The following is an 18,449-nucleotide window of genomic DNA, read 5'->3' on the forward strand; positions in this document are numbered from 1 at the left end:
TTTTATGAATGAAATAATTGTTTTTTCCCAATGGCAAATTTTAATTTTGAATAAAAATTAAAATTTATTCCGGTTATGTTCCAAATGAAAGGAAAAAAATGAAGGGCTTTATTAATTTCAGTCCAAAGGTGGGGTTGTGTGTGTTTTATTGAGCTATATAAAATTTTCATGTCCTTATTGTCTGTATCATTTGAAATAATATTAAATAATACCATGCCGTAATATCTGATTAGCTGATTTAGCATTATGTTGTATTCGATTGAATTTAGGTACATAGGGGTTTTATTTAAAATGGAATTTATTACCATTGCTAAGTGGTGCCTGTTTTTTTCAAATTGAGCAGTTTCCATTGATTGGCCTTCTCTCCCTAGACGATATTGGTATAATTCTAAATTAAAGAAGATAAAGGTTTTTGAGTATTGTAGGGGAATGAGGTAGTATTCCATATCAGTATAGCATACACCTTCTAAAAGCGTTAAATGATGGTTTTTTAGAAGTTCTAATCGGTAGGTCATGGAATGCATGCTTAAAATACCACTGATATCGTTAATATTTTTGCTTCGAAGGTTGTTTATTAGAAATAGGTTGTTTTCTTCTATGTTAAGAGAAAAAATTTTTTTTTGATTTGTAATTTCAGTTCGTGGGGTAATGACTAAATCTGCATTTGTTGTTTTTAGTTTTTTTATAAAATCTATAAGTGCATCGGTATTAACCCAGTCATCAGCATCTAGGGGCCTAAAATATTTGCCTTTAGCAATGCTTAATCCTGCGTTTATGCAAGAACCATAATGACCATTGGGTTTGTCAATTATAGTTATGATGTCAGGTCTTCTTTTTTCGTATTCTTGCATTATCTGAAGAGAGTAATCTGTGCTACCGTCATTGACTAATATTATATCCAAATTAGAAGGAACGTCTTCTTTTGTTATTGAATCTAGACAGCTGTGTAAATATTTCTCCATATTATATGTAGGGACCACAATGGATAGTATTTTTTCTGAATTATTCATGAATTTTACTAAAAGTAGAAGTGATGTTTTTTAAGATAATAAAAAAAAGAGGAAACTTAAGACTAACATATAGTATTAATGTTAGGATAGAGTGCGGTTTATTAGGGTATTTATTGAAAAAATATCTTGCGTAAAAAATTTTTTGGGGGTCTGATGTGTTTTTGTATGCCCAAAGACAGTCCCAACATATTTTAGGGTACATTAAATGTGTTTGCTGTGGATGTCTCTTCATTAAGTATTTATATAAAAGTATTTGAGGCTCTAATGCATGAATGGGATCTTTAGTCATTCCCATAATGCTATTGGGGCGTTGAAAGTAATAATAAATGACGTTATTGGAGAAACATATTTTTTTTGAAAGATCATATAAAATATGACTTAGGTACGCGTCTTCGTATAATTTCCCTTTGGGAAATCTCAAAGATTTCCAAAGATTTCTCTTGTATATTTTTCCCCATGAAACAGTAAATGTAAGGCTGTTTTTTCCAAAAAGATTTTCTATAGCTTGAATTGAATTTAGTGATGAATACTCTGATTGTAATACTGTTTGACTCGCAATATTGTTGGTTGTTTTTTCATGCTTTCCAACTGCAATATCTGCATTTTCTTTTATCGCTAAATCAAGTAAAATTTCAATATATTTTTCATCAACCCAGTCATCGCTATCTACAAACGAAATATACTCGCCTTTGCAAATGTCAAGGCCTGCATTTCTTGCGTCGGATAGTCCGCCATTTTCTTTATGGATGACAACGATGCGTTTGTCTTTTGCTGCGTATTCGTCGCAAATTTGTGGACAATTATCAGGAGAGCCGTCATCCACAAGGATGATTTCCAAATTTGTATAGGTCTGGTTGACTATACTATCTAAACAACGTCGCAGGTATGGCTCGACTTTGTAAATGGGGACAATGATGGAGACTAAAGGCTGGGGCATTTTTTTCTCCTATATTGTCCTTATCAGCTTGTGCTGAATAGTTTCTAGTATGTCGCTATGTTTTTTAAGAATGGGGTCGTTCTTGATGATTTCGAATGCATTGTCGATTTTTTCGACGAGGCCATTGAATGTGTCTAGAATTGTTTTGGGCTTTAATCCGATTTGATTTCCCAGCATTTCAAAATCGGCCTGATTTACTTTTTGAATTTCGTAATGCTTGCCGATTTTCATTGAAAGCTTTTGCGTGAGGTTTGGGTAGGCTAGAGTACAAACCGTATCGTACATGGGCGTCAGTTTCACAGAATTGTCTTGGAATATCAAAGAATAGTTTTTCCCATGGGCGTCGCAGTTCCCGATAATGAAGTTGAAAAGTAGGTATTGCAAGAATGCGCGTGTTTCTAGCAAAGGAATAGTAGTCTGTGTTTTTATGAGCGTGTATATGTCTGCGATACTTGGACCACCGTCGTTCTGGTATTTGTTGTTGCTCAATATTCCGAGTGCTTGGCAGGCGTCTTCTTGGTGCAGGCGTGATATCTCGTTGCCTTTGCAGAGGCGGTCATAACGCTCTATTAAGAGAAATTCTACGTCCTCAATCTGTATAAGTTTTGTATTTGGAACTTGCAATCCGGATTGTTCTGCCAACTTCATGCAGATGTATTCATTGGCAGATAGTGTAGAAAGTGTACCTTGCCCTGTGGGTTTGACGATATGAGTCGATGGGGCTCCATTTTTAGGCATATAAAATTTCCCGTTTTTATAGGCGAGGGGGAGCTTTTCTTGTGCTCCGGCAAGTGAAAGACGGAGCTTTTCTTTGGCCTTGAGTAAGGGGCGGGCGTCTATGTTTCTGATGTACTCGACTAAATTCTTTTGAGATAATGTTTCGTAATTTTCTGGTGAAAAAGTATAAGTGCTTTGGATCTTGTTTTGTTCACCTTCAGGCAGAATTGAGACCATTCCGGCGCATTCTCCGCCGAGTTCCTTAAGTAGTTTGAGAGTGCTTGTCTCGGAAACATGTAAATAGTCGGAAATTCTTTTTTTGACATCTCCTTCTGGTAAAAGTCCTTCGAAAAATGGTAAGCACTTTTTTTGAGGATATTCATTCGTGCTCAACGGAAGCGAAAGGGAAAGCGGTGGAAGCCCTGCTTCGATATAGGCCGGATCGTATGAAAAGACGACTCCGTTTTGGGCCGTAGATGTCAGGTGACCCGCTAGATTTTCGCCTAGATAGACCGACAACTTCATTTGCTATCTCCGTTTTCGCTAACCTGGATTTTGAGGCCTAACATCAACATCACATGAAGAACTTTTTCTAGGTGAAGGGTCTGTTTGCCATTTTCAAGTTCCGAGAAAAAACGGAGTCCGACACCACAAAATGCAGCGCATTCTGCTTGCGTTAGTTTGAGGCTTTTGCGTCTATTCTTTATTGCTGCCGAAATGTCTTTTGCACTTTGGATGTCCATGTCTTAAATATAATATTCCCGAACGGGAAAATCAATAAGGACTACTGCAAAATATGCGAAAATATTCCCGAACGGGAATATTTTTTGAGGACTAGGATTTTAATCTTGAATTTCTTTATCCACGTTCTCCATATCTGTCAGCCAAGTGTCGTAAAAGTTTGAATTTTTCCCGTATGAATTATCCATTAGATACACGGTTTTGCCCATCATGGCTGATGCGATGGCTATGTGCAAACGTGTAGAGTAGATTGTATCATATTGGTTTATAAAGTTGATGCAATCTTTTAAGTATTGCGGACGGTAGAAATGTATTCGCATCAGATCTATCAGGCGGTTAATTGGTTTGACTCCTTTGATATTTGCAAAAAAGTTTAGCCAGCCAACGATGTAATCTGCACGGTCGTATTTAGTGGCTTTGTATTCGAATGTTGGCCAGTCGTGAATTTCTGCATTTGGTGGGATGAAACTTGGTGTCGTGTCTGTTTTTAATTCTTTATCCAGGCGTTTGGCGTATAGAACTTTTCCAGTTTCTTTATTGTTGATTTGGCCGTATTTTTCAAAATCTATAAAGAAGGCCATGTCGGGAACGAGAAGGATTGTATTTTTGGGGAAGTGTTCCTTCATGAATGAGTACGAAACTTTATCACGGGCGCACATTGTCACATTGGGATGTTGCGCAAAGAAGGTTTCATCTTTTTTGATGTTTTCAGAATTTTCGTACCAGACTGTTTGTGGAAAAATTATAACTCTGTTTTGAGGATGTAATTCAATAATTTCTTTGCGAAATTTGTGATGTCTTTCCCAGAGGTCACCAAAATTTCCGCCGCCCTGTAATAGTATAAGAGTGTCTTTAGGAATGTTGTGATTGTAATATGTAGATAAACTTGCACTATACAAACATTTGTGCTTTACCTGCTTTAAAAATCGCAGAGTCCCTTCCCAAATGAGTGTGTCGCCAATGTTTTCGTAATAAGGTAATTCTAGATAAACGTAATTAAAATCAATCAGCGGAAGTAACTGCTGATTGATTATTTGGCGAAGTTCTAATAATTTTTTTAAGTAATTCATGAAATTATTTTTATCAGTCGTTGTAATGCATTCCTAAAGTGTAATCTGAATATGAATTTACGGAATAAAAAAGGAATGTGCGTGAAAAAAGATGTAATTTCAAATTCTGTTTTTTGAATAAATTTTATTGGTGGATTGACGTCTTCAAATTGCTCATATAGGAATTCCTCCATTTCTTTTGTATACCAGTGTGCTTCTTTTCTATTTCGTAGCTGCCCATAAGATGGGAGGGGCATAAGAGATGGTATACATCCTTGAGAGAGAAAGTGTGATGAGTTGAGGCAGTATTTGCAAGTACAATTTCTTCCGATTGGATGAAATGGAATTGGTTCTTCTGGTTTTTCAAAAATATTGTATTTAAATCCATTCCCGTAGCATCCGGTAAGTATACCTGATGCCATATCTAAGGTGGCGCTCCAATATCCTGCGTAACAAAACTCTTTTCTTTTGACCATGAAATTTTTGCATGTAAATTCGAATAATGGCGAATTCATTTCACTACCAATGTGTTTGTATTCTTCAAATGATAGCTTTGTCATTGGTGTGAATGTATTATTACTTTCGTCTCGGGTTAAAGCAACTTGGGGAAGTGCGCCTACGTGCTCTAGGGATAGTTTTTTTATGTCTTCCCAATAAGGGATATATTCATCAACTAAATTAATTTGAAGAAGGATTGAACATCCTGCTTCACGGACTTTGCGGATGTTCTTAAAGAACGTCTCTAATAAATTTCTTTTTTTTAATTCAATGTAGTGAAACGAAAAAGAAAAGTGAAGATGGTTGTGGTAGCCCTCGGTCTCGTTTAATAATACGTCAAATTTGTTAGAAATTGTCCCGTTTGTGGTTATATTTACAAAATGACCTTGTTTAAGAATTTCCTTTGTGATTTGGGGTAACTCTTTTGATAGTAGAGTTTCTCCTTGAGCTGTCATTGAGATGAGGGAGGTCCCCCCAAGACGTTTTTTTGAAAGCGATTTGCCTATTATTTCTGGCGAATAATTGTAATGGCCAGGATCTTGTTTACGCCTTCCTTGCTGTATTAAGTAGCAGTAACTGCATTCCAAATTACAAGTAGAATTTGGTATTAGGCATTCTAGAAATCGTCTCATTATATAGTTTCCAATCCTGCAAATCCTTCAAGAGGTATGTTTAAGGGTTGTCCTAATGCGTCCGTACTTCCGCATATTTCTAGGTTTGCTAAATGAGGGCTATGAAAATAATGGATGCTTTTATTGTACAAAAGTAAGTCAAGAATTAAATTACCGTGATTTAAATATTTAGGAAGTTTGATATTCCGTTTAATTGTAAAATGTCCGGCTTCAAAATGTAATAATTGTCCTTTATAGGTTGATTCGGCGAGTGTTGCTAAAGGAAGATTGCTGGTTGTTTTGAAAATTAATTTTATATTGCTCGTAAATTTTTGAAGAGAATTTCCATTTATTTCAATTTCAAGACTTTCTTGATTTGGCACGATTGTTTGTTGTGTGGACTCGTTTTGGTTGAGTTTTATAGATTCTATTGATATGAATGGCAATTTTTGGGTTATTGTATCAACCATACGAGTTTGGAGAATGGTTGAACCATATTTGAGATAGTAATCTATAGAATTGTCAATATTGCCGCTGAACGCTATTTCACCGTTGTTTAAGACTAGTCCTCTTGTGCATAGGCTTTTCACCGCGCCCATATTATGGCTCACGAACAGCACGGTTCGGCCTTCTCCGCGGCTTACGTCCTGCATCTTGCCGATGGCTTTCTTCTGGAATTCGGCGTCGCCGACGGCAAGCACTTCGTCCACCACGAGGATTTCGGGTTCCAGGTGTGCCGCGATGGCGAACCCGAGGCGTACGGTCATGCCGCTGCTGTAGCGCTTCACGGGGGTGTCCAGGTAGCGTTCGCAGCCGCTGAAGTCCACGATTTCGTCTAGCTTGCGGGTAATCTCGGCGCGGCTCATGCCCATGATGGCGCCGTTCATGTAGATATTCTCGCGACCGGTCATCTCCGGGTGGAACCCGGTGCCCACTTCGAGGAGGCTTGCAATGCGGCCCCGTGCGCGGATGGTGCCGGTGGTGGGGGCGGTCACGCGGCTCAGCAGCTTGAGGAGCGTGCTCTTGCCGGCGCCGTTACGCCCGATGATTCCCACGACGTCGCCCTGTTCCACCTTGAAGTTGATGTCCTTGAGGGCCCACACGTATTCGCTTGCGCCCTTGTGCGCGCGGTCGTTGACTTCGCCTACTTTGAGGTAGGGGTCTTCGCGGCGCAGCACCTTGGTCTGCCAGAACCTGTTGAGGTCGTGGCTGAGCGTCCCGGTGCTCACTAGCCCCAGTCGGTACTGCTTGCTGATATTTTCAAATTCGATGGCGGTCATCTTGTTGTGTAATATAGATTAAAAACCGCCTAATGGCGAATATGTGTGGGTAACATGGCCGAATTTGGCCTTTTTAGTTGGATTCGCCATTTTTTAGAAAAAGAGAGAAATTTTTCTTTAAGTATTGACAGGAGCTGGCTTCAAAATTATATTTAATAGTGAACAAATGTTCTAGTGCTCAAAAATTCAAATTACTGCGGTTTTACGCTTGTTCGCAGGGAGGTGATGATGAAAAATGTTTTAGACGGTGGTTGCTATACTCCTCAAAAGAATGTATATTTATTTAAAAAGTGGTCAAATATAACAAAAAATGTTGACTTTGACGATATAATGAATATAAGAGAGTGGATACATAGCAGGGAAATCCGTGGCAAGTCGACATTCTCGATTGCCGATGTAAAGGATGCTTTCATCGAACGCCCCGCTAGGAGTATAAACACGGAACTGTCGCGCCAAGTGTCCCGTGGGCGTGTGCAATCCGTATATCGCGGTTTCTATGTCATTGTGCCGGTCCAGTATCAGCTGAAGGGCGTTGTGCCGCCGAATTATTACATCGACAGCTTGATGAATTATGTCGGTAAGCCATATTATGTGGGGTTGTTGTCGGCGGCTGCCATGCACGGGGCCGCCCATCAGCGGGCCATGAAAACGCAGGTTATGACTGTTATGCCGCGGATCAAGGCGTCTGGCAAGAATTCTTTTCTTGATTGGAATTATCGACAAGAAATCCCGGAGGCGTTCATCATGAAGAAAAATGCCGAAATCGGAACGTTGCGTTATTCGGGGCCGGAGCTAACCGCGATAGATCTTGTGCAGTTCGCGTCGCATGTTGGCGGTTATCAGCGTGCGTCCACGGTGCTGGCCGAACTCATGGATTCTGTGGATATTGAGCGTATGCATGGACTGATTTCGTTTACGTCTGTTACAACTATTCAGCGATTAGGGTATTTGCTCGAGTATGTACTTTCGAGGCAAGATCAGGCTGATGCTCTTTTTCGGTTTTTGAAGACGCAAGGTTCCTGGAACAGTATCTTGTTGAGCAACGATCAAGACCGGAGAGGGAATGTTCCGGCAAATCGTTGGCATGTAAACGGCAACGTCAACATCGAGGTGGATGACTTATGATAGACCGCGCTTCTATTATGGCTTGGGCCGAACAAGCCCCGTGGACGGACCCTGCGATGGTTGAACAGGACCTGATTATTTGCCGTGCTCTTGTGGATATCTTCAGTGACGATTTTTTGAAAAATGAATTGGCATTTCGAGGTGGAACTGCTTTACATAAACTTTATTTGCAACCACAACCTCGCTATAGTGAAGATATCGACTTGGTGCAGATTAACCCAGGACCGATAAAACCGATTCTTTTCCGACTTGGCGAGGTTCTTGACTGGATGCCGGATCGAGTTACAAAGCCCAGACGCTATAACAATACGGTGCTTTTTCGGATGGAATCCGAGGTTCCTCCAGTTCAGCCGATTCGATTGAAGATAGAAATTAATTGTTTCTAGCATTTCAATGTTCTTGGCTTACGCAGCATGCAGTTTAATGTGAATAGTGATTGGTTTAGAGGTGACTGCGAAATTACGACTTATGCGTTTGAAGAATTGCTCGGAACGAAACTCCGTGCTTTGTATCAGCGCAAAAAAGGACGAGATTTGTTTGACCTGCAGGTTGCACTCGATAAAAGTTCTGTAGATGTGCAAAAGGTTATGGAGTGCTACAATCGGTACATGGATTTTTCTGTAGAAAAGTCTCCTAGCTACAAGCAATTCATGCAGAATATGGAACTGAAAATGCAAGATTCGGATTTTCTGGACGATACCGAATTGCTATTGCGGCCCGATGCTGACAAATTTGAGCCGGAACGTGCTTTCCAGATGGTTCGGGACGCTTTTATAGAAAGACTTCCTGGTCGAAGAAAGTGACTTTTACGTTGCCTTCCCGTATTATGGGGTAAGGCCAAAATGGGTTACTTTATTCGCTAATTTTTCTAAGCATATAGCTTTCATGTACCAAGTGACTTGATATTTTACCCAGTTCAGCGTTGAGGTCGTTTATGCCGATGCTTTCTACGAGTGTTTTTTGGTCGCTAAAAAGGTCTGTGCCAAAACCGAGCTTGTCGCCTTCGATGTCAAAATTCATTGAGCTTAGAATCGTCGGGAACATGTCGATGTCTGAGAAAACTCTGTTTTCTTCTGATGATGGCTTTTTTGATGAATTTATAAATATGTCGATCCATTTACGGTTAGGAAAGTCTTTTACTAAACGAGTTCCCATAAATAGGTGGTCGCCGAAGATTACAATGGATGTGTTTTGGTAGATTTCCGCCTTGTTTTACCATGTAATCTTCAATACCTAAGTTCATTCGTTCTATCAAATCATCAGGGCCGTAGATTTCATCCATCTTGTGATCAGTCACGAGATTTTGAAATTCCTTGAAACATCCGGGATTCCCTTGAAAGAAAATTTGTCTGTATCCATTTTTATTTAGAATTTTATAAAGGCTTTTATAATGGTGCAATATGGGTGTTTTGTCATAATTGATAACGAATAGAATCCCTAAAGAACGAGAAAGCATTGCGGCAAAGGTTGCCCCGGAACCATAAGAATCAACGCCACCGCCAATATGATTTTTGCTTTTCCCAAAGTTTATATTTTGCTGTGCTAGTTGCGTAATTTCTGGAATGAGGTTTGTATCTTGATTGCCTCCATGTTCTTTGTCGGAAAATGTTGTTTCCATAGATTCTATATAAATTAGAATGAGATTTCGCTTTTGTTCTGGCGCTGTAATTTTGACTGAATCTGGGTTAACGTAGTTTTCTACAAAGAATTTTGAATAAGATGCGCTTTTTTCGGGTTCATTTTTTAAGATGTGTATGTATTCTGATACGGGTATATCGCTGACAAATAGTGCAATGGTAGCGGCAAAAATATTGTATTTTTTAAGTAGTTTTTGAAATTCATTTTCCTTATCTAAATCATCATTTGATTGCAATGCCATGTGGTAAAAAAATGGCTGATTTGGGTCTTCCCGATGAGCGAGAGCCGCGACCAAACTTGTTTGGCCATGGCCGAGCGATAAGGGTTTCTGCAAGTTGATGTCCTTCAGGGCCCACACGTATTCGCTTGCGCCCTTGTGCGCGCGGTCATTGACTTCGCCCACCTTGAGGTAGGGGTCCTCGCGGCGCAGCACCTTGGTCTGCCAGTAGCCCGAAGGCGAGTGCAGCAAGAAAGAACTTGTTCTTTCTTATTGCCGAGTCAAGGAGCGGACGCCGTAGGCGTCAAAATCTGTTCAGGTCGTGGCTGAGCGTCCCGGTGCTCACTAGCCCCAGGCGGTACTGCTTGCTGATATTTTCAAATTCGATGGCGGTCATGTTGTTGAGTAATATAGATTAAAAACCGTCTAATGGTGAATGTATGTGGCTGACGTGGGCAAATTTGGTCCTTTTTGTCTAAGTATTGACAATGACTTTCCTCGGGGTTATATTTAATAGTGAACAAATGTTCTAGTGCTCAAAAATTCAAATTACTGCGGTTTTACGCTTGTTCGCAGGGAGGTGATGATGATAGAATGGAATATTTTGACGAGTGTACTAATATTATTTATATTTATTAGTATGAATGTCAATAGTAAGGAAAAAATACTGATGAACCTTCTCTCGGCAAGGGGGGGGCGGATTACTGCGAAAGAGGCTTCTCTTGCGGGTATCCACAGGATGTTCCTGAAACAGCTTGCCGATGCCGGGCAAATCGTAAGGGTGGCGCGAGGGGTGTATCAGTTGGTTTCCGCTCAGGAAGATGAGCTTCTGAATTTGCAGCATCGTTGCCCGATGGGCATTTTTTCGTGTGAAACGGCGTTGTTTCTGCATTCTCTAACAGAACGCGCTCCGTTTGTGTGGACGATGACATTTAAGGGTTTTTACCATTCGTATTCTCTAGCGAAAAATGGAATTGTGGTAAAGCATTCTTCGAAAAATCTTTATCCTCTTGAAATTGTAGAAGTCAAAACGCCATTGGGCAATATTGTTCGTGCCTATTCTGCGGAAAGGACTTTGTGCGAAATTATGACGGCCAAGGTTGCTGCGGATATTCAGACAATAACCTATGCGATAAAAACGTATGTTGGCAGCAAAGAAAAGAACATTCCGAAATTGATGCAGCTAGCAAAGACTTTTCATGTAGAAAAAAAAATCAGGGCGTATTTAGAGGTGTTGTTGTGATTACGAATAACGAAATGCAGCTAAAGGCAATACTGAAAGATTTGTCTGTAAAGTATAGAATTACGCCTCAGGCGACCTTGCAAATGTATTGTCTAGAACGTTTGCTGGATAGAATTGCTGTTTCTCGGTTTCGCAATCATTTTGTTATTAAGGGTGGGTTCTTGATAGCTTCTATTCTTGGAATCGGAAGCCGCTCTACGATGGACATCGACGCGACCGTAAAGGGTTTTAGCGTCAGCTATGAAAATGTTGATTCAATTTTTAAGGAAATTTGCGGCATAGATATTGCCGATCAGTTGTCATTTTTGTTTGACCGAATTGAAGAAATAAGAGAAAAAGACGATTATCTGGGGCTTAGGCTGTTTATTGAATGCCGTTATGGGAAAATGAAAGTTCCTTTGACTGTTGATCTTACAACGGGTGATACAATCATTCCATGTGAAATAGAATACGTGTATAAATGCGTGTTTGATGACAAGATGATTCCGATTTTGGCTTATCCTCTAGAAAATATTTTTGCTGAAAAACTCGATACGATTATTTCGAGGGGTGTGGCTAATACGCGAACTAGAGATTTCTACGATGTATATACGCTTTATGCGTTGAAGAAAAAGGAAATAAATTTTGAAACGTTAAGGATTGCTCTTGAAGTGACTTCTCGCCGGCGGAATACTTTTGAACTTTTAGGAGGGTATCCGCAGATTTTAGAAACGATTAATGTGGATTTTTGGCAAAATGAATTTTGGAGAAGGTTTGTTGCTAAGAATCCGTTTGCTAAAGGAATAACTTTGTCGCAGACTATTGATTGTGCTAAGGAATTACTTGAGTTGGCGAAAATTTCTCGGCACTTTGAGTCACTTTAAGTTTCTGATCATTTAATGTTACGGAATTAAGTAATATTGTAACGTAATTACACCGTATCCATGAACGTGCGTTGAACGGCCTTCGGCCTCGCAATGACATCCTAGGTTACGAAGCTGCGAATCATTTATGTTTCAATATTTCGTAACCGACGGGTCATGTGCTTGCACAATGACAAAGTCGGTCATCTTGTTGTGTAATATAGATTAAAAGCCGCCTAATGGCGAATATGTGTGGGTAACATGGTCAAATTTGGTCCTTTTTGTCTAAGTATTGACAATGACTTTCCTCGGGGTTATATTTAGTAGTGAACAAATGTTCTAGTGCTCAAAATTTTAAACGCTGCGGTTTTATGTTTGTCCGTAGGAGTTGATGATGAAAAATGGTTCTGTAAGTTTGAATTTGTGGCTGTAATATTGATCAAGGTTGAACTTTTAGGTATATTTAACACTGCAAAATATACACTAATGTTCGAATTTGGAGTGGCTAGCTATGAAAGATTGTGAAAAAATCATCGAAATGGCTCAAAAAGGTAATGGAATGGTCACGGCTACGGACGTTTCAAAGGTTGGGCTTCAGCGCCGCGCCTTGACAGAGTGTGTCTTGGCGGGTACGTTGAGCAAGGGGGCGCGCGGAGTCTATTTTCTGCCCGATCAGCTTGAAGATGAGTTCGCCATTTGGCAGCATACATATCCACAGGGAGTTTTTTCCGGAAATACGGCTTTATATCTTTTGAAGAAAACGGACTGCATTCCTTACGTGTTTTGCATGACTTTTCCCAAGGGGTACAATGCGAGCGCTGCTAAACGGAACGGATTGAAATGCAAGATTGTGGTTGCTGGGCGTTATAATCTAGGTCTGCAAGAGGTGGTGTCTCCCTATGGTAACATGGTGCGCTGCTACAACATCGAACGGACATTGTGCGATATTGTCGGTGGAAACGATATCCAAACGATGAATCAGGCTTTCAAGGAGTACGCGCAAAGCAGGGATAAGGATATCTCGTTGTTAATGAGTTATGCAAAAATCCTTCATGTAGAGAAACTTGTCCGTAACTATATGGAGATTCTGTTATGAAATTTTCAAATGCTGCCAAATTAAAAGCCGCCGTGAAGAAGATTGCTGTTGAATCTGGAGTGACTGCGCAGGGTGTTTTGCAAAAATACGTTTTAGAAAGATTTCTGTTTCGCTTGGCCGAGTCTAAATACCGCAATAATTTCATCTTGAAAGGTGGCTTTTTGACATCCTCGCTTGTCGGGGTTGCCAAGAGGACGACAATGGATATTGACGCAACGGCGACTGGATTCAGTGTAAATCCGTCGGCTCTAAAAGATATTTTATTGTCTGTATGCTCGATCGATTTGTAAGATGGATTTTCATTTTCTTTTGAAGGAGTTGAAGATATTCGCGAAAAGGATTCCTACCCAGGCCTACGTGCTTATTTGCAGGCCTCGTTTGCTCCGATGACCGTTTCTTTTTATGCTGATATTACGACTGGTGATGCGATTACGCCAAAACCTGTTCTTCAATTATTTTGGTCGATGTTCGATGATGGGGATTATGAATTACTTTCGTATAACGTGGAAACCTTGTTAGCGGAAAAACTGGATGCCATACTTTCTAGGAGTGTTTTAAACACTCGCTCAAGAGACTTCTACGATATAGACCTTTTGTGGAATAGATATAAAAAGACAATAAAAAAGGACATTCTTGCGGAAGCTATACGCAATACGATGTCTAGCCGAAACAATTTGAAATCATTAGATGACTTTGAAAATATAATGAACTCTGTTGTGTCTGATGAAAATATGAATAATCGTTGGACGAAATACCAACAGGAATATGCCTTTGCTGCGGGAAAGAGCTTTTCAGAGGTGTGTGATAGTGTGTTTGATATTCTGAGAACGGCTGTTGAAAAGTAAACTGAGGCGAATTATAATTACACCGTGTCCATGAACGTGCGTTGGATTTTGTTGAATACTACAATTCCGAGTGCGAGGATGAAAACGGCGAAGCCTGCGGTATAGCCGAGTGCAGCCCAGCTGAATTCGCCGACGCCGAGCATTCCGAATTTGAACGTTTCCATGATGCTGGTGAGCGGGTTTGCCTGCATGAGCATCTTGAGGCGAGGGTCTTCGATGGTGCTGAGCGGATAAATTACTGGGGTTGCGTACATCCAAAGTTGTACGATGAAACTGAGCAAAAAAGTGAGGTCGCGGTACTTGGTGGTGAGGCTGCTGAACAGCACGCCAAAGCCTAACGCTAGTGCCGCATTCAGTGCAATGAGTACTGGCGTGAGCAACAGATAAATGTTCGGGTGCACAGGTGCGTTAGTGAAGATAAGGTAATATGCATAGACGATTAGGAATAGCCCCATTTGAATGCTGAGTCGCACGAGGTTGCTTGTAACGGTTGCGAGCGGCACGACGAGTCGCGGAAAATAAACCTTGCCGAACATGTTCGCGTTTTCGATGAACGTTTTGCTCGTCTGGTTCAGACATTCCGAAAAGTAAGTCCAGAGGCAGATGCCTGCAAGGTAAAACAGCGGTTGCGGAAGTCCGTCTGTGCTGATTTTTGCGATGCCGCCGAATACGACCATGAACATGACTGTGGTCATAATGGGCTGGATAAAGAACCACAGCGGCCCGAGAATGGTCTGCTTGTACCATGTGACGATATCGCGCTTGACGAACATGCGGTAAAGGTCTCGATACTGCCAAAGTTCCTTGAAATCTACTTCGAGGAGGCTCGCCTTCGGCTTGATGATCGTGGTCCATTCGCTAGATTGTGTCGCTTGTTCTTGAGACATGTTCTGCTGTTTTGAATTGTTCGGTTGGGTATGGGTATAATATAGATTAAATTTTAAATTTGACCGGTCGCTGTTCTCGGATGTACCGACTCTTTTTCAAAGTACAAGAATTGTCTTTATGGATAGTTTGGTGTATTTTGCTATCGTTGGCAAGTCAAATTCTTTTGCATCGCGGCATTTTACTGCTAATTCATAACGCTGTTGCAATGAACCTTGTGCTCATCCTAAAGCGTGGGCTTCTTCATAGGTTAGTGTCGGGTCTGCTTTTCTTTTGCGTTTCATTTACATCCGTTGTTGGCAAATTGTTGCTTCCATTTTTCATGTGCTGATTCGACAATAGCTGTGTTTTGTAAGAGAATTTCCATAGCTAAGGTGAGACCGAGACTGAAATTTTCGATCGTATTCTACTTTACTACGGGTATAGACCGCACCTTCGGCGCCCTCCCAAATTTTTTCACCCAGGAGTTCGTTTTCAGGATTGTAAAAGCTGTTTAGTACGGTTTTGAAAAGTGCAAAATCATTATCGGTTACTCCTTGTAAAATAAGTTCGCTTTTCTGTTCTATAACATCTGTTTCTGTCACGTCGTATGCGAGCATTTTTACGTTTTGACCATTGGTCAACGGGAACCGAGTCATAAAAATTTTGGACATAATCTCGCAGAATGTGAAAAGAATCCCAATGAACAGGATAGGTGTAAACGATGTTTAATGGAATGATCTTGGATGTTTTGGTCATTTTATCTCCCAATGCCCGCCTTTGTCGGGTCCAATACGCTTGATGATTCCTTTTAGTTCCATTTTCCTCATGTTTTTATTTACGTGGATGCGGCTAATTCCTACGATATTTGCAATTTCGTCTTGCGATGCTGAAGGATTTTGCTTGATTATCAATAAAATTTTTCTTTGGTTTTCTGTAACCTTTTCTGTAACCTTTGGTGTATTTTCGGTTTCGTTTTTGGGAATTTCTTGTGTTTCTTTTCTCCAGATAATTGTTTTAAAGTCATCGTCATCTTGGAATAGTGGCTTTTTTAAACCATATTGTAGGCATAGCTTTACGATGTCGCCAGTTCCGGTCCCTGTCTTTTCTATGTATCCGCAACGTTGCATGGCTTCTGCGATAAGTGGATTGTGTGGAAGAGACTTGTGAGGCTTGTAGAGCTTATCTATTGTTAATCCTTGTGGTAATTGTCCCGGATTCCAGATTTCTAGACGGTTTCTGAAAAGCATTACTTGAACGCTAGCTTTACTTGTGTAGTCACGATGACAGACTGCATTGATAATGGCTTCTTTGACGGCTTCCATTGGAAGTTCTGGATGTGTGGGGACTGCTGCGGTTAGGCCTTGAGCTCTTGTTCCTATCCAGTTGTCAACGCGACTCAGTACGAAACTTGTTGCTTGATCAATCAGTTGAAAAACGTCGCCTTTGTAGATTTGTAATGAAGGAATTGGTTTTTCAACTTTGTTTCCATAAAATTGAGCACATTTTACTTCGGAGGTAATAAAAAATTTTTGAGGTTTTTTGCCGAAAAGGAGAATGGATGCATTGGCTAATTTACCTCTGTCATCTATCATGTCTAAATGTTTTAAAACGTTTTTGACGGGTGTATCGGAATTCAGTTTAAAATTACGTCTCTGTTTTGAAAGTTGTATAAAATTTCGAACTTTTTCTTCGTCAATATCGTCTATGGTTGCCTCGATATTTTTTGCTTGATCAAAAGGACTTGTTCGAATGAGGTCTTTTTCTTCCATGTATAGAACTAAGGCTTTATATACTGCATTTTTCAGTTCTTCATAATCATTAAATGATTGTCTAACATTGTTCTTTTCAACTTTTTGAATGAATTTTATCTCTTTGGGATGCCTGTGCAAATTGTCTTTTTTGATGAATATAAGGCAGGTTTTATGTAGTTTGTTTGCGAGATTGTATTCCTGTTCCGTGGGGGATAAGCTGTTTTTCGATGCAAATCCGTATTCGTCACCCAGAAGTCCAAGATATATATCGCTTTTCACGACTTCTTTAAGATTGATATCAGATGTTTTACTGTTGCTTGCTGGATGGTTTTCAAAAATGAATGGTTTGAAAAATAGCGATAATATAGGATCGTTCGTTAGGTATGAGAACAGTTGTTTGCGTTCTTCGGCAAATTCCCTTTGTACGCTTGAAATAAATATTTGAAATTTCATGAGGTTTCACTCCTAAATAATTTTGCATCTAAATCTATACTTCTCGTATTTTGGCTGTCAAGGGGGCGCTTTGCGGATGGTTGTTTTGAAAAAAATAATTCACCTATTGCATTTATTAAAATTTTGAGTTATATTATAGGTGTATTAAAATTTGTGATGCGGAGATGGAAATTCGTTTTGAAGATAAGGAATTGAAAAAATGCGCTATGGATAGCGGATATGCATTGAAAAGGCTTGGCCAACGACGGGCTCAGTGCTATGCTGTTCGATTGATGCAGATTGACCGTGCTGAAAATTTTGAACAGTTGCGAGGTGTGCCGGGTCATTATCATGATTTGGTCGGCAATCGTGCAGGGCAATGGGCTTGCGACTTGGATCAACCGTATCGTTTGATCTTTAAGAGTACGAATGATGGGCCAATCGCTCAAATTGTTTGGGCAAAAGAACGAACTGCAAAGATTCTTGAAATAGCTGATTATCATAAGTGAGGTTGTATGATTGACAATGATTTCAAATTGGCTGTTGAATTTCCTCCTGGTAGGGATGTGGCCGAAAAAATCGAAGAAATGGGCCTTGATGCAAATGATTTGGCTGCTCGCATGGGTTATACTCCTAAAGCGATAAATGATATTTTGCAGGGGCATTGTCGTATAACGCCGGATGTAGCTATTGCATTGGAAATGGTTACGGAAATCCCTGCGGATTATTTGTTGCGTAGTCAGATGTCTTATGACGAATATCTTACGCGTGAACGCGTCAAGAAGTCGCTGGAAAATCAGTCGCTTTGGAAACAGTCTTTCCCGGAGGAACTCGATGTCCGTGAGTGGGTTCGCAAGGGTGCTGATATGGCGGAGGACAAGTCGTGTTTGCCGCTCTTGAAATTCTTTGCGGTGGCATCCCCGAAGGCGTGGGACGGCTATTATAAAAAGGCGCAGTTGAAGGTGGCGTTCCGCATTTCGCTTGCGGAGGTCAAGGATCCGTATGCGACTTCGGCGTGGATCCGTCGTGGCGAGATTCTCTCGGATCAGGATCCGATGGAAAAGCTGGGGCAGCCTGCGGTTCGCAAAAAGCTTAAGGCGGCTCTCCCTGAAATCATTGCGTTTGCGGCTGCGAATAAAAAGTTGCCGAAACGCGAAAAGCGAATCACTTACTGGACACCTGAGGCGGAAGTGGTTGACGATTGCATGACAGGCTTGCAGGAGCTATGCCGCAAGATTGGAATTCGAGTGTTGTTTGTGCAGAATTTCAAGAGTTCGCCGATTCATGGCATGTACCGCTGGTACAAGGATGTTCCGTTGATCCAGCTGCATGACCGTTTTAAAAAGCGCGAAACGATGTGGTTTACGTTCTTCCATGAACTTGCTCATGTGCTCTATCACGGCAAAAAAGGAATTTGTTTGCAGAATATCGAAATTACGCACAACTATCCCGAAAAAGAGGACGAAGCCAACTGCTTTGCGCAGAAGTGCATGCTGGAGGCTGGATTCGACGTTTAGACTGATTAAAACGTTGTGGCTAAAGACGTTTTT

15 protein-coding genes and 3 pseudogenes are annotated in these 18,449 nt (G+C 40.7%); 8 read left to right on the forward strand and 10 right to left on the reverse strand.

The window, feature by feature from the left end; genetic code table 11:
• Positions 1–2: 2 nt before the first annotated feature.
• The 6 genes from IKG78_RS08175 to IKG78_RS08200 form a co-directional block, all read right to left on the reverse strand.
• Positions 3–1,010 carry a glycosyltransferase family 2 protein gene (locus IKG78_RS08175; RefSeq protein ID WP_290942151.1) on the reverse strand — a complete coding sequence of 336 codons (1,008 nt, stop codon included), beginning with the start codon at positions 1,008–1,010 and terminating at the stop codon, positions 3–5.
• Positions 1,003–1,947 carry a glycosyltransferase family 2 protein gene (locus tag IKG78_RS08180; RefSeq protein ID WP_290942154.1) on the reverse strand — a complete coding sequence of 315 codons (945 nt, stop codon included), beginning with the start codon at positions 1,945–1,947 and terminating at the stop codon, positions 1,003–1,005. The genes IKG78_RS08175 and IKG78_RS08180 overlap by 8 nt, the downstream gene beginning before the upstream one ends.
• Before the next feature lie 9 nt (positions 1,948–1,956).
• Positions 1,957–3,189 carry a type II toxin-antitoxin system HipA family toxin gene (locus IKG78_RS08185; protein ID WP_290942157.1) on the reverse strand — a complete coding sequence of 411 codons (1,233 nt, stop codon included), beginning with the start codon at positions 3,187–3,189 and terminating at the stop codon, positions 1,957–1,959.
• 317 nt (positions 3,190–3,506) lie between these two features.
• The gene (locus tag IKG78_RS08190) at positions 3,507–4,475 is read right to left on the reverse strand and encodes a polysaccharide pyruvyl transferase family protein (protein WP_290942160.1); all 969 of its coding nucleotides are present in this window, start codon (positions 4,473–4,475) and stop codon (positions 3,507–3,509) included.
• A complete protein-coding gene (locus tag IKG78_RS08195) occupies positions 4,472–5,584 on the reverse strand; it encodes a radical SAM protein (RefSeq protein ID WP_366075053.1) in 1,113 nt (370 codons plus the stop codon). Before IKG78_RS08195 ends, IKG78_RS08190 begins: the two co-directional genes overlap by 4 nt.
• Positions 5,584–6,843: an ABC transporter ATP-binding protein gene (locus IKG78_RS08200; protein WP_290942167.1), complete on the reverse strand. Its 1,260-nt coding sequence runs from the start codon at positions 6,841–6,843 to the stop codon at positions 5,584–5,586. The genes IKG78_RS08195 and IKG78_RS08200 overlap by 1 nt, the downstream gene beginning before the upstream one ends.
• A gap of 330 nt (positions 6,844–7,173) precedes the next feature.
• Here IKG78_RS08200 and IKG78_RS08205 point away from each other — a divergent pair, with 330 nt between their 5' ends.
• Together IKG78_RS08205 and IKG78_RS08210 are read left to right on the forward strand one after the other, a co-directional pair.
• Positions 7,174–7,968: a type IV toxin-antitoxin system AbiEi family antitoxin gene (locus tag IKG78_RS08205; protein WP_290942170.1), complete on the forward strand. Its 795-nt coding sequence runs from the start codon at positions 7,174–7,176 to the stop codon at positions 7,966–7,968.
• Positions 7,965–8,771 (forward strand): annotated as a pseudogene (locus IKG78_RS08210) (nucleotidyl transferase AbiEii/AbiGii toxin family protein). The gene IKG78_RS08205 and the pseudogene IKG78_RS08210 overlap by 4 nt, the downstream one beginning before the upstream one ends.
• 49 nt (positions 8,772–8,820) lie before the next feature.
• Here the strand turns inward: IKG78_RS08210 and IKG78_RS08215 are convergent.
• On the reverse strand, positions 8,821–8,988 hold the full coding sequence (locus tag IKG78_RS08215) for a hypothetical protein (RefSeq protein ID WP_290942173.1): 168 nt from the start codon (positions 8,986–8,988) through the stop codon (positions 8,821–8,823).
• 946 nt (positions 8,989–9,934) lie between these two features.
• Positions 9,935–10,220: pseudogene (locus IKG78_RS20315) on the reverse strand (hypothetical protein); the annotation flags it as partial.
• A 186-nt stretch (positions 10,221–10,406) separates the two neighbouring features.
• On the opposite strand from IKG78_RS20315, the gene IKG78_RS08225 reads away from it, so the two are divergent.
• The 4 genes and pseudogenes from IKG78_RS08225 to IKG78_RS08240 all read left to right on the forward strand — a co-directional run bounded on the left by IKG78_RS08225 (position 10,407) and on the right by IKG78_RS08240 (position 13,849).
• A complete protein-coding gene (locus IKG78_RS08225) occupies positions 10,407–11,066 on the forward strand; it encodes a type IV toxin-antitoxin system AbiEi family antitoxin domain-containing protein (protein WP_290942178.1) in 660 nt (219 codons plus the stop codon).
• An 83-nt stretch (positions 11,067–11,149) separates the two neighbouring features.
• Positions 11,150–11,929 (forward strand): nucleotidyl transferase AbiEii/AbiGii toxin family protein, encoded by a 780-nt coding sequence (locus tag IKG78_RS08230; protein WP_290942291.1) that lies wholly within the window; start codon positions 11,150–11,152, stop codon positions 11,927–11,929.
• Positions 11,930–12,419: 490 nt separating this feature from the next.
• Positions 12,420–13,004 carry a hypothetical protein gene (locus tag IKG78_RS08235; protein ID WP_290942181.1) on the forward strand — a complete coding sequence of 195 codons (585 nt, stop codon included), beginning with the start codon at positions 12,420–12,422 and terminating at the stop codon, positions 13,002–13,004.
• A pseudogene (locus IKG78_RS08240) lies at positions 13,001–13,849 on the forward strand (nucleotidyl transferase AbiEii/AbiGii toxin family protein). The gene IKG78_RS08235 and the pseudogene IKG78_RS08240 overlap by 4 nt, the downstream one beginning before the upstream one ends.
• 17 nt (positions 13,850–13,866) lie before the next feature.
• Here the strand turns inward: IKG78_RS08240 and IKG78_RS08245 are convergent.
• Both IKG78_RS08245 and IKG78_RS08250 read right to left on the reverse strand, forming a co-directional pair.
• Positions 13,867–14,736 (reverse strand): ABC transporter permease, encoded by an 870-nt coding sequence (locus IKG78_RS08245; RefSeq protein ID WP_290942184.1) that lies wholly within the window; start codon positions 14,734–14,736, stop codon positions 13,867–13,869.
• 732 nt (positions 14,737–15,468) lie between these two features.
• A complete protein-coding gene (locus tag IKG78_RS08250) occupies positions 15,469–16,920 on the reverse strand; it encodes an ATP-binding protein (RefSeq protein ID WP_290942188.1) in 1,452 nt (483 codons plus the stop codon).
• A gap of 164 nt (positions 16,921–17,084) precedes the next feature.
• On the opposite strand from IKG78_RS08250, the gene IKG78_RS08255 reads away from it, so the two are divergent.
• Both IKG78_RS08255 and IKG78_RS08260 read left to right on the forward strand, forming a co-directional pair.
• Positions 17,085–17,408 (forward strand): type II toxin-antitoxin system RelE/ParE family toxin, encoded by a 324-nt coding sequence (locus tag IKG78_RS08255; RefSeq protein WP_290942193.1) that lies wholly within the window; start codon positions 17,085–17,087, stop codon positions 17,406–17,408.
• 6 nt (positions 17,409–17,414) lie between these two features.
• On the forward strand, positions 17,415–18,416 hold the full coding sequence (locus IKG78_RS08260; protein ID WP_290942198.1) for an ImmA/IrrE family metallo-endopeptidase: 1,002 nt from the start codon (positions 17,415–17,417) through the stop codon (positions 18,414–18,416).
• The last annotated feature ends 33 nt before the right edge of the window (positions 18,417–18,449 follow it).

Origin of the sequence: Fibrobacter sp., from assembly GCF_017545445.1 — a bacterium.
Classification (GTDB): domain Bacteria; phylum Fibrobacterota; class Fibrobacteria; order Fibrobacterales; family Fibrobacteraceae; genus Fibrobacter.

Bases quoted from the DNA above. Each gene is read 5' to 3' on its own strand.
- IKG78_RS08255 (WP_290942193.1), top strand. From the start codon at position 17,085: ATGGAAATTCGTTTTGAAGATAAGGAATTGAAAAAATGCGCTATGGAT.
- IKG78_RS08205 (WP_290942170.1), top strand. From the start codon at position 7,174: ATGAATATAAGAGAGTGGATACATAGCAGGGAAATCCGTGGCAAGTCG.
- IKG78_RS08180 (WP_290942154.1), bottom strand. From the start codon at position 1,947: ATGCCCCAGCCTTTAGTCTCCATCATTGTCCCCATTTACAAAGTCGAG.
- IKG78_RS08235 (WP_290942181.1), top strand. From the start codon at position 12,420: ATGAAAGATTGTGAAAAAATCATCGAAATGGCTCAAAAAGGTAATGGA.
- IKG78_RS08185 (WP_290942157.1), bottom strand. From the start codon at position 3,189: ATGAAGTTGTCGGTCTATCTAGGCGAAAATCTAGCGGGTCACCTGACA.
- IKG78_RS08250 (WP_290942188.1), bottom strand. From the start codon at position 16,920: ATGAAATTTCAAATATTTATTTCAAGCGTACAAAGGGAATTTGCCGAA.
- IKG78_RS08230 (WP_290942291.1), top strand. From the start codon at position 11,150: ATGTATTGTCTAGAACGTTTGCTGGATAGAATTGCTGTTTCTCGGTTT.
- IKG78_RS08215 (WP_290942173.1), bottom strand. From the start codon at position 8,988: ATGAATTTTGACATCGAAGGCGACAAGCTCGGTTTTGGCACAGACCTT.
- IKG78_RS08260 (WP_290942198.1), top strand. From the start codon at position 17,415: ATGATTGACAATGATTTCAAATTGGCTGTTGAATTTCCTCCTGGTAGG.
- IKG78_RS08190 (WP_290942160.1), bottom strand. From the start codon at position 4,475: ATGAATTACTTAAAAAAATTATTAGAACTTCGCCAAATAATCAATCAG.
- IKG78_RS08200 (WP_290942167.1), bottom strand. From the start codon at position 6,843: ATGACCGCCATCGAATTTGAAAATATCAGCAAGCAGTACCGACTGGGG.
- IKG78_RS08225 (WP_290942178.1), top strand. From the start codon at position 10,407: ATGATGATAGAATGGAATATTTTGACGAGTGTACTAATATTATTTATA.
- IKG78_RS08175 (WP_290942151.1), bottom strand. From the start codon at position 1,010: ATGAATAATTCAGAAAAAATACTATCCATTGTGGTCCCTACATATAAT.
- IKG78_RS08195 (WP_366075053.1), bottom strand. From the start codon at position 5,584: ATGAGACGATTTCTAGAATGCCTAATACCAAATTCTACTTGTAATTTG.
- IKG78_RS08245 (WP_290942184.1), bottom strand. From the start codon at position 14,736: ATGTCTCAAGAACAAGCGACACAATCTAGCGAATGGACCACGATCATC.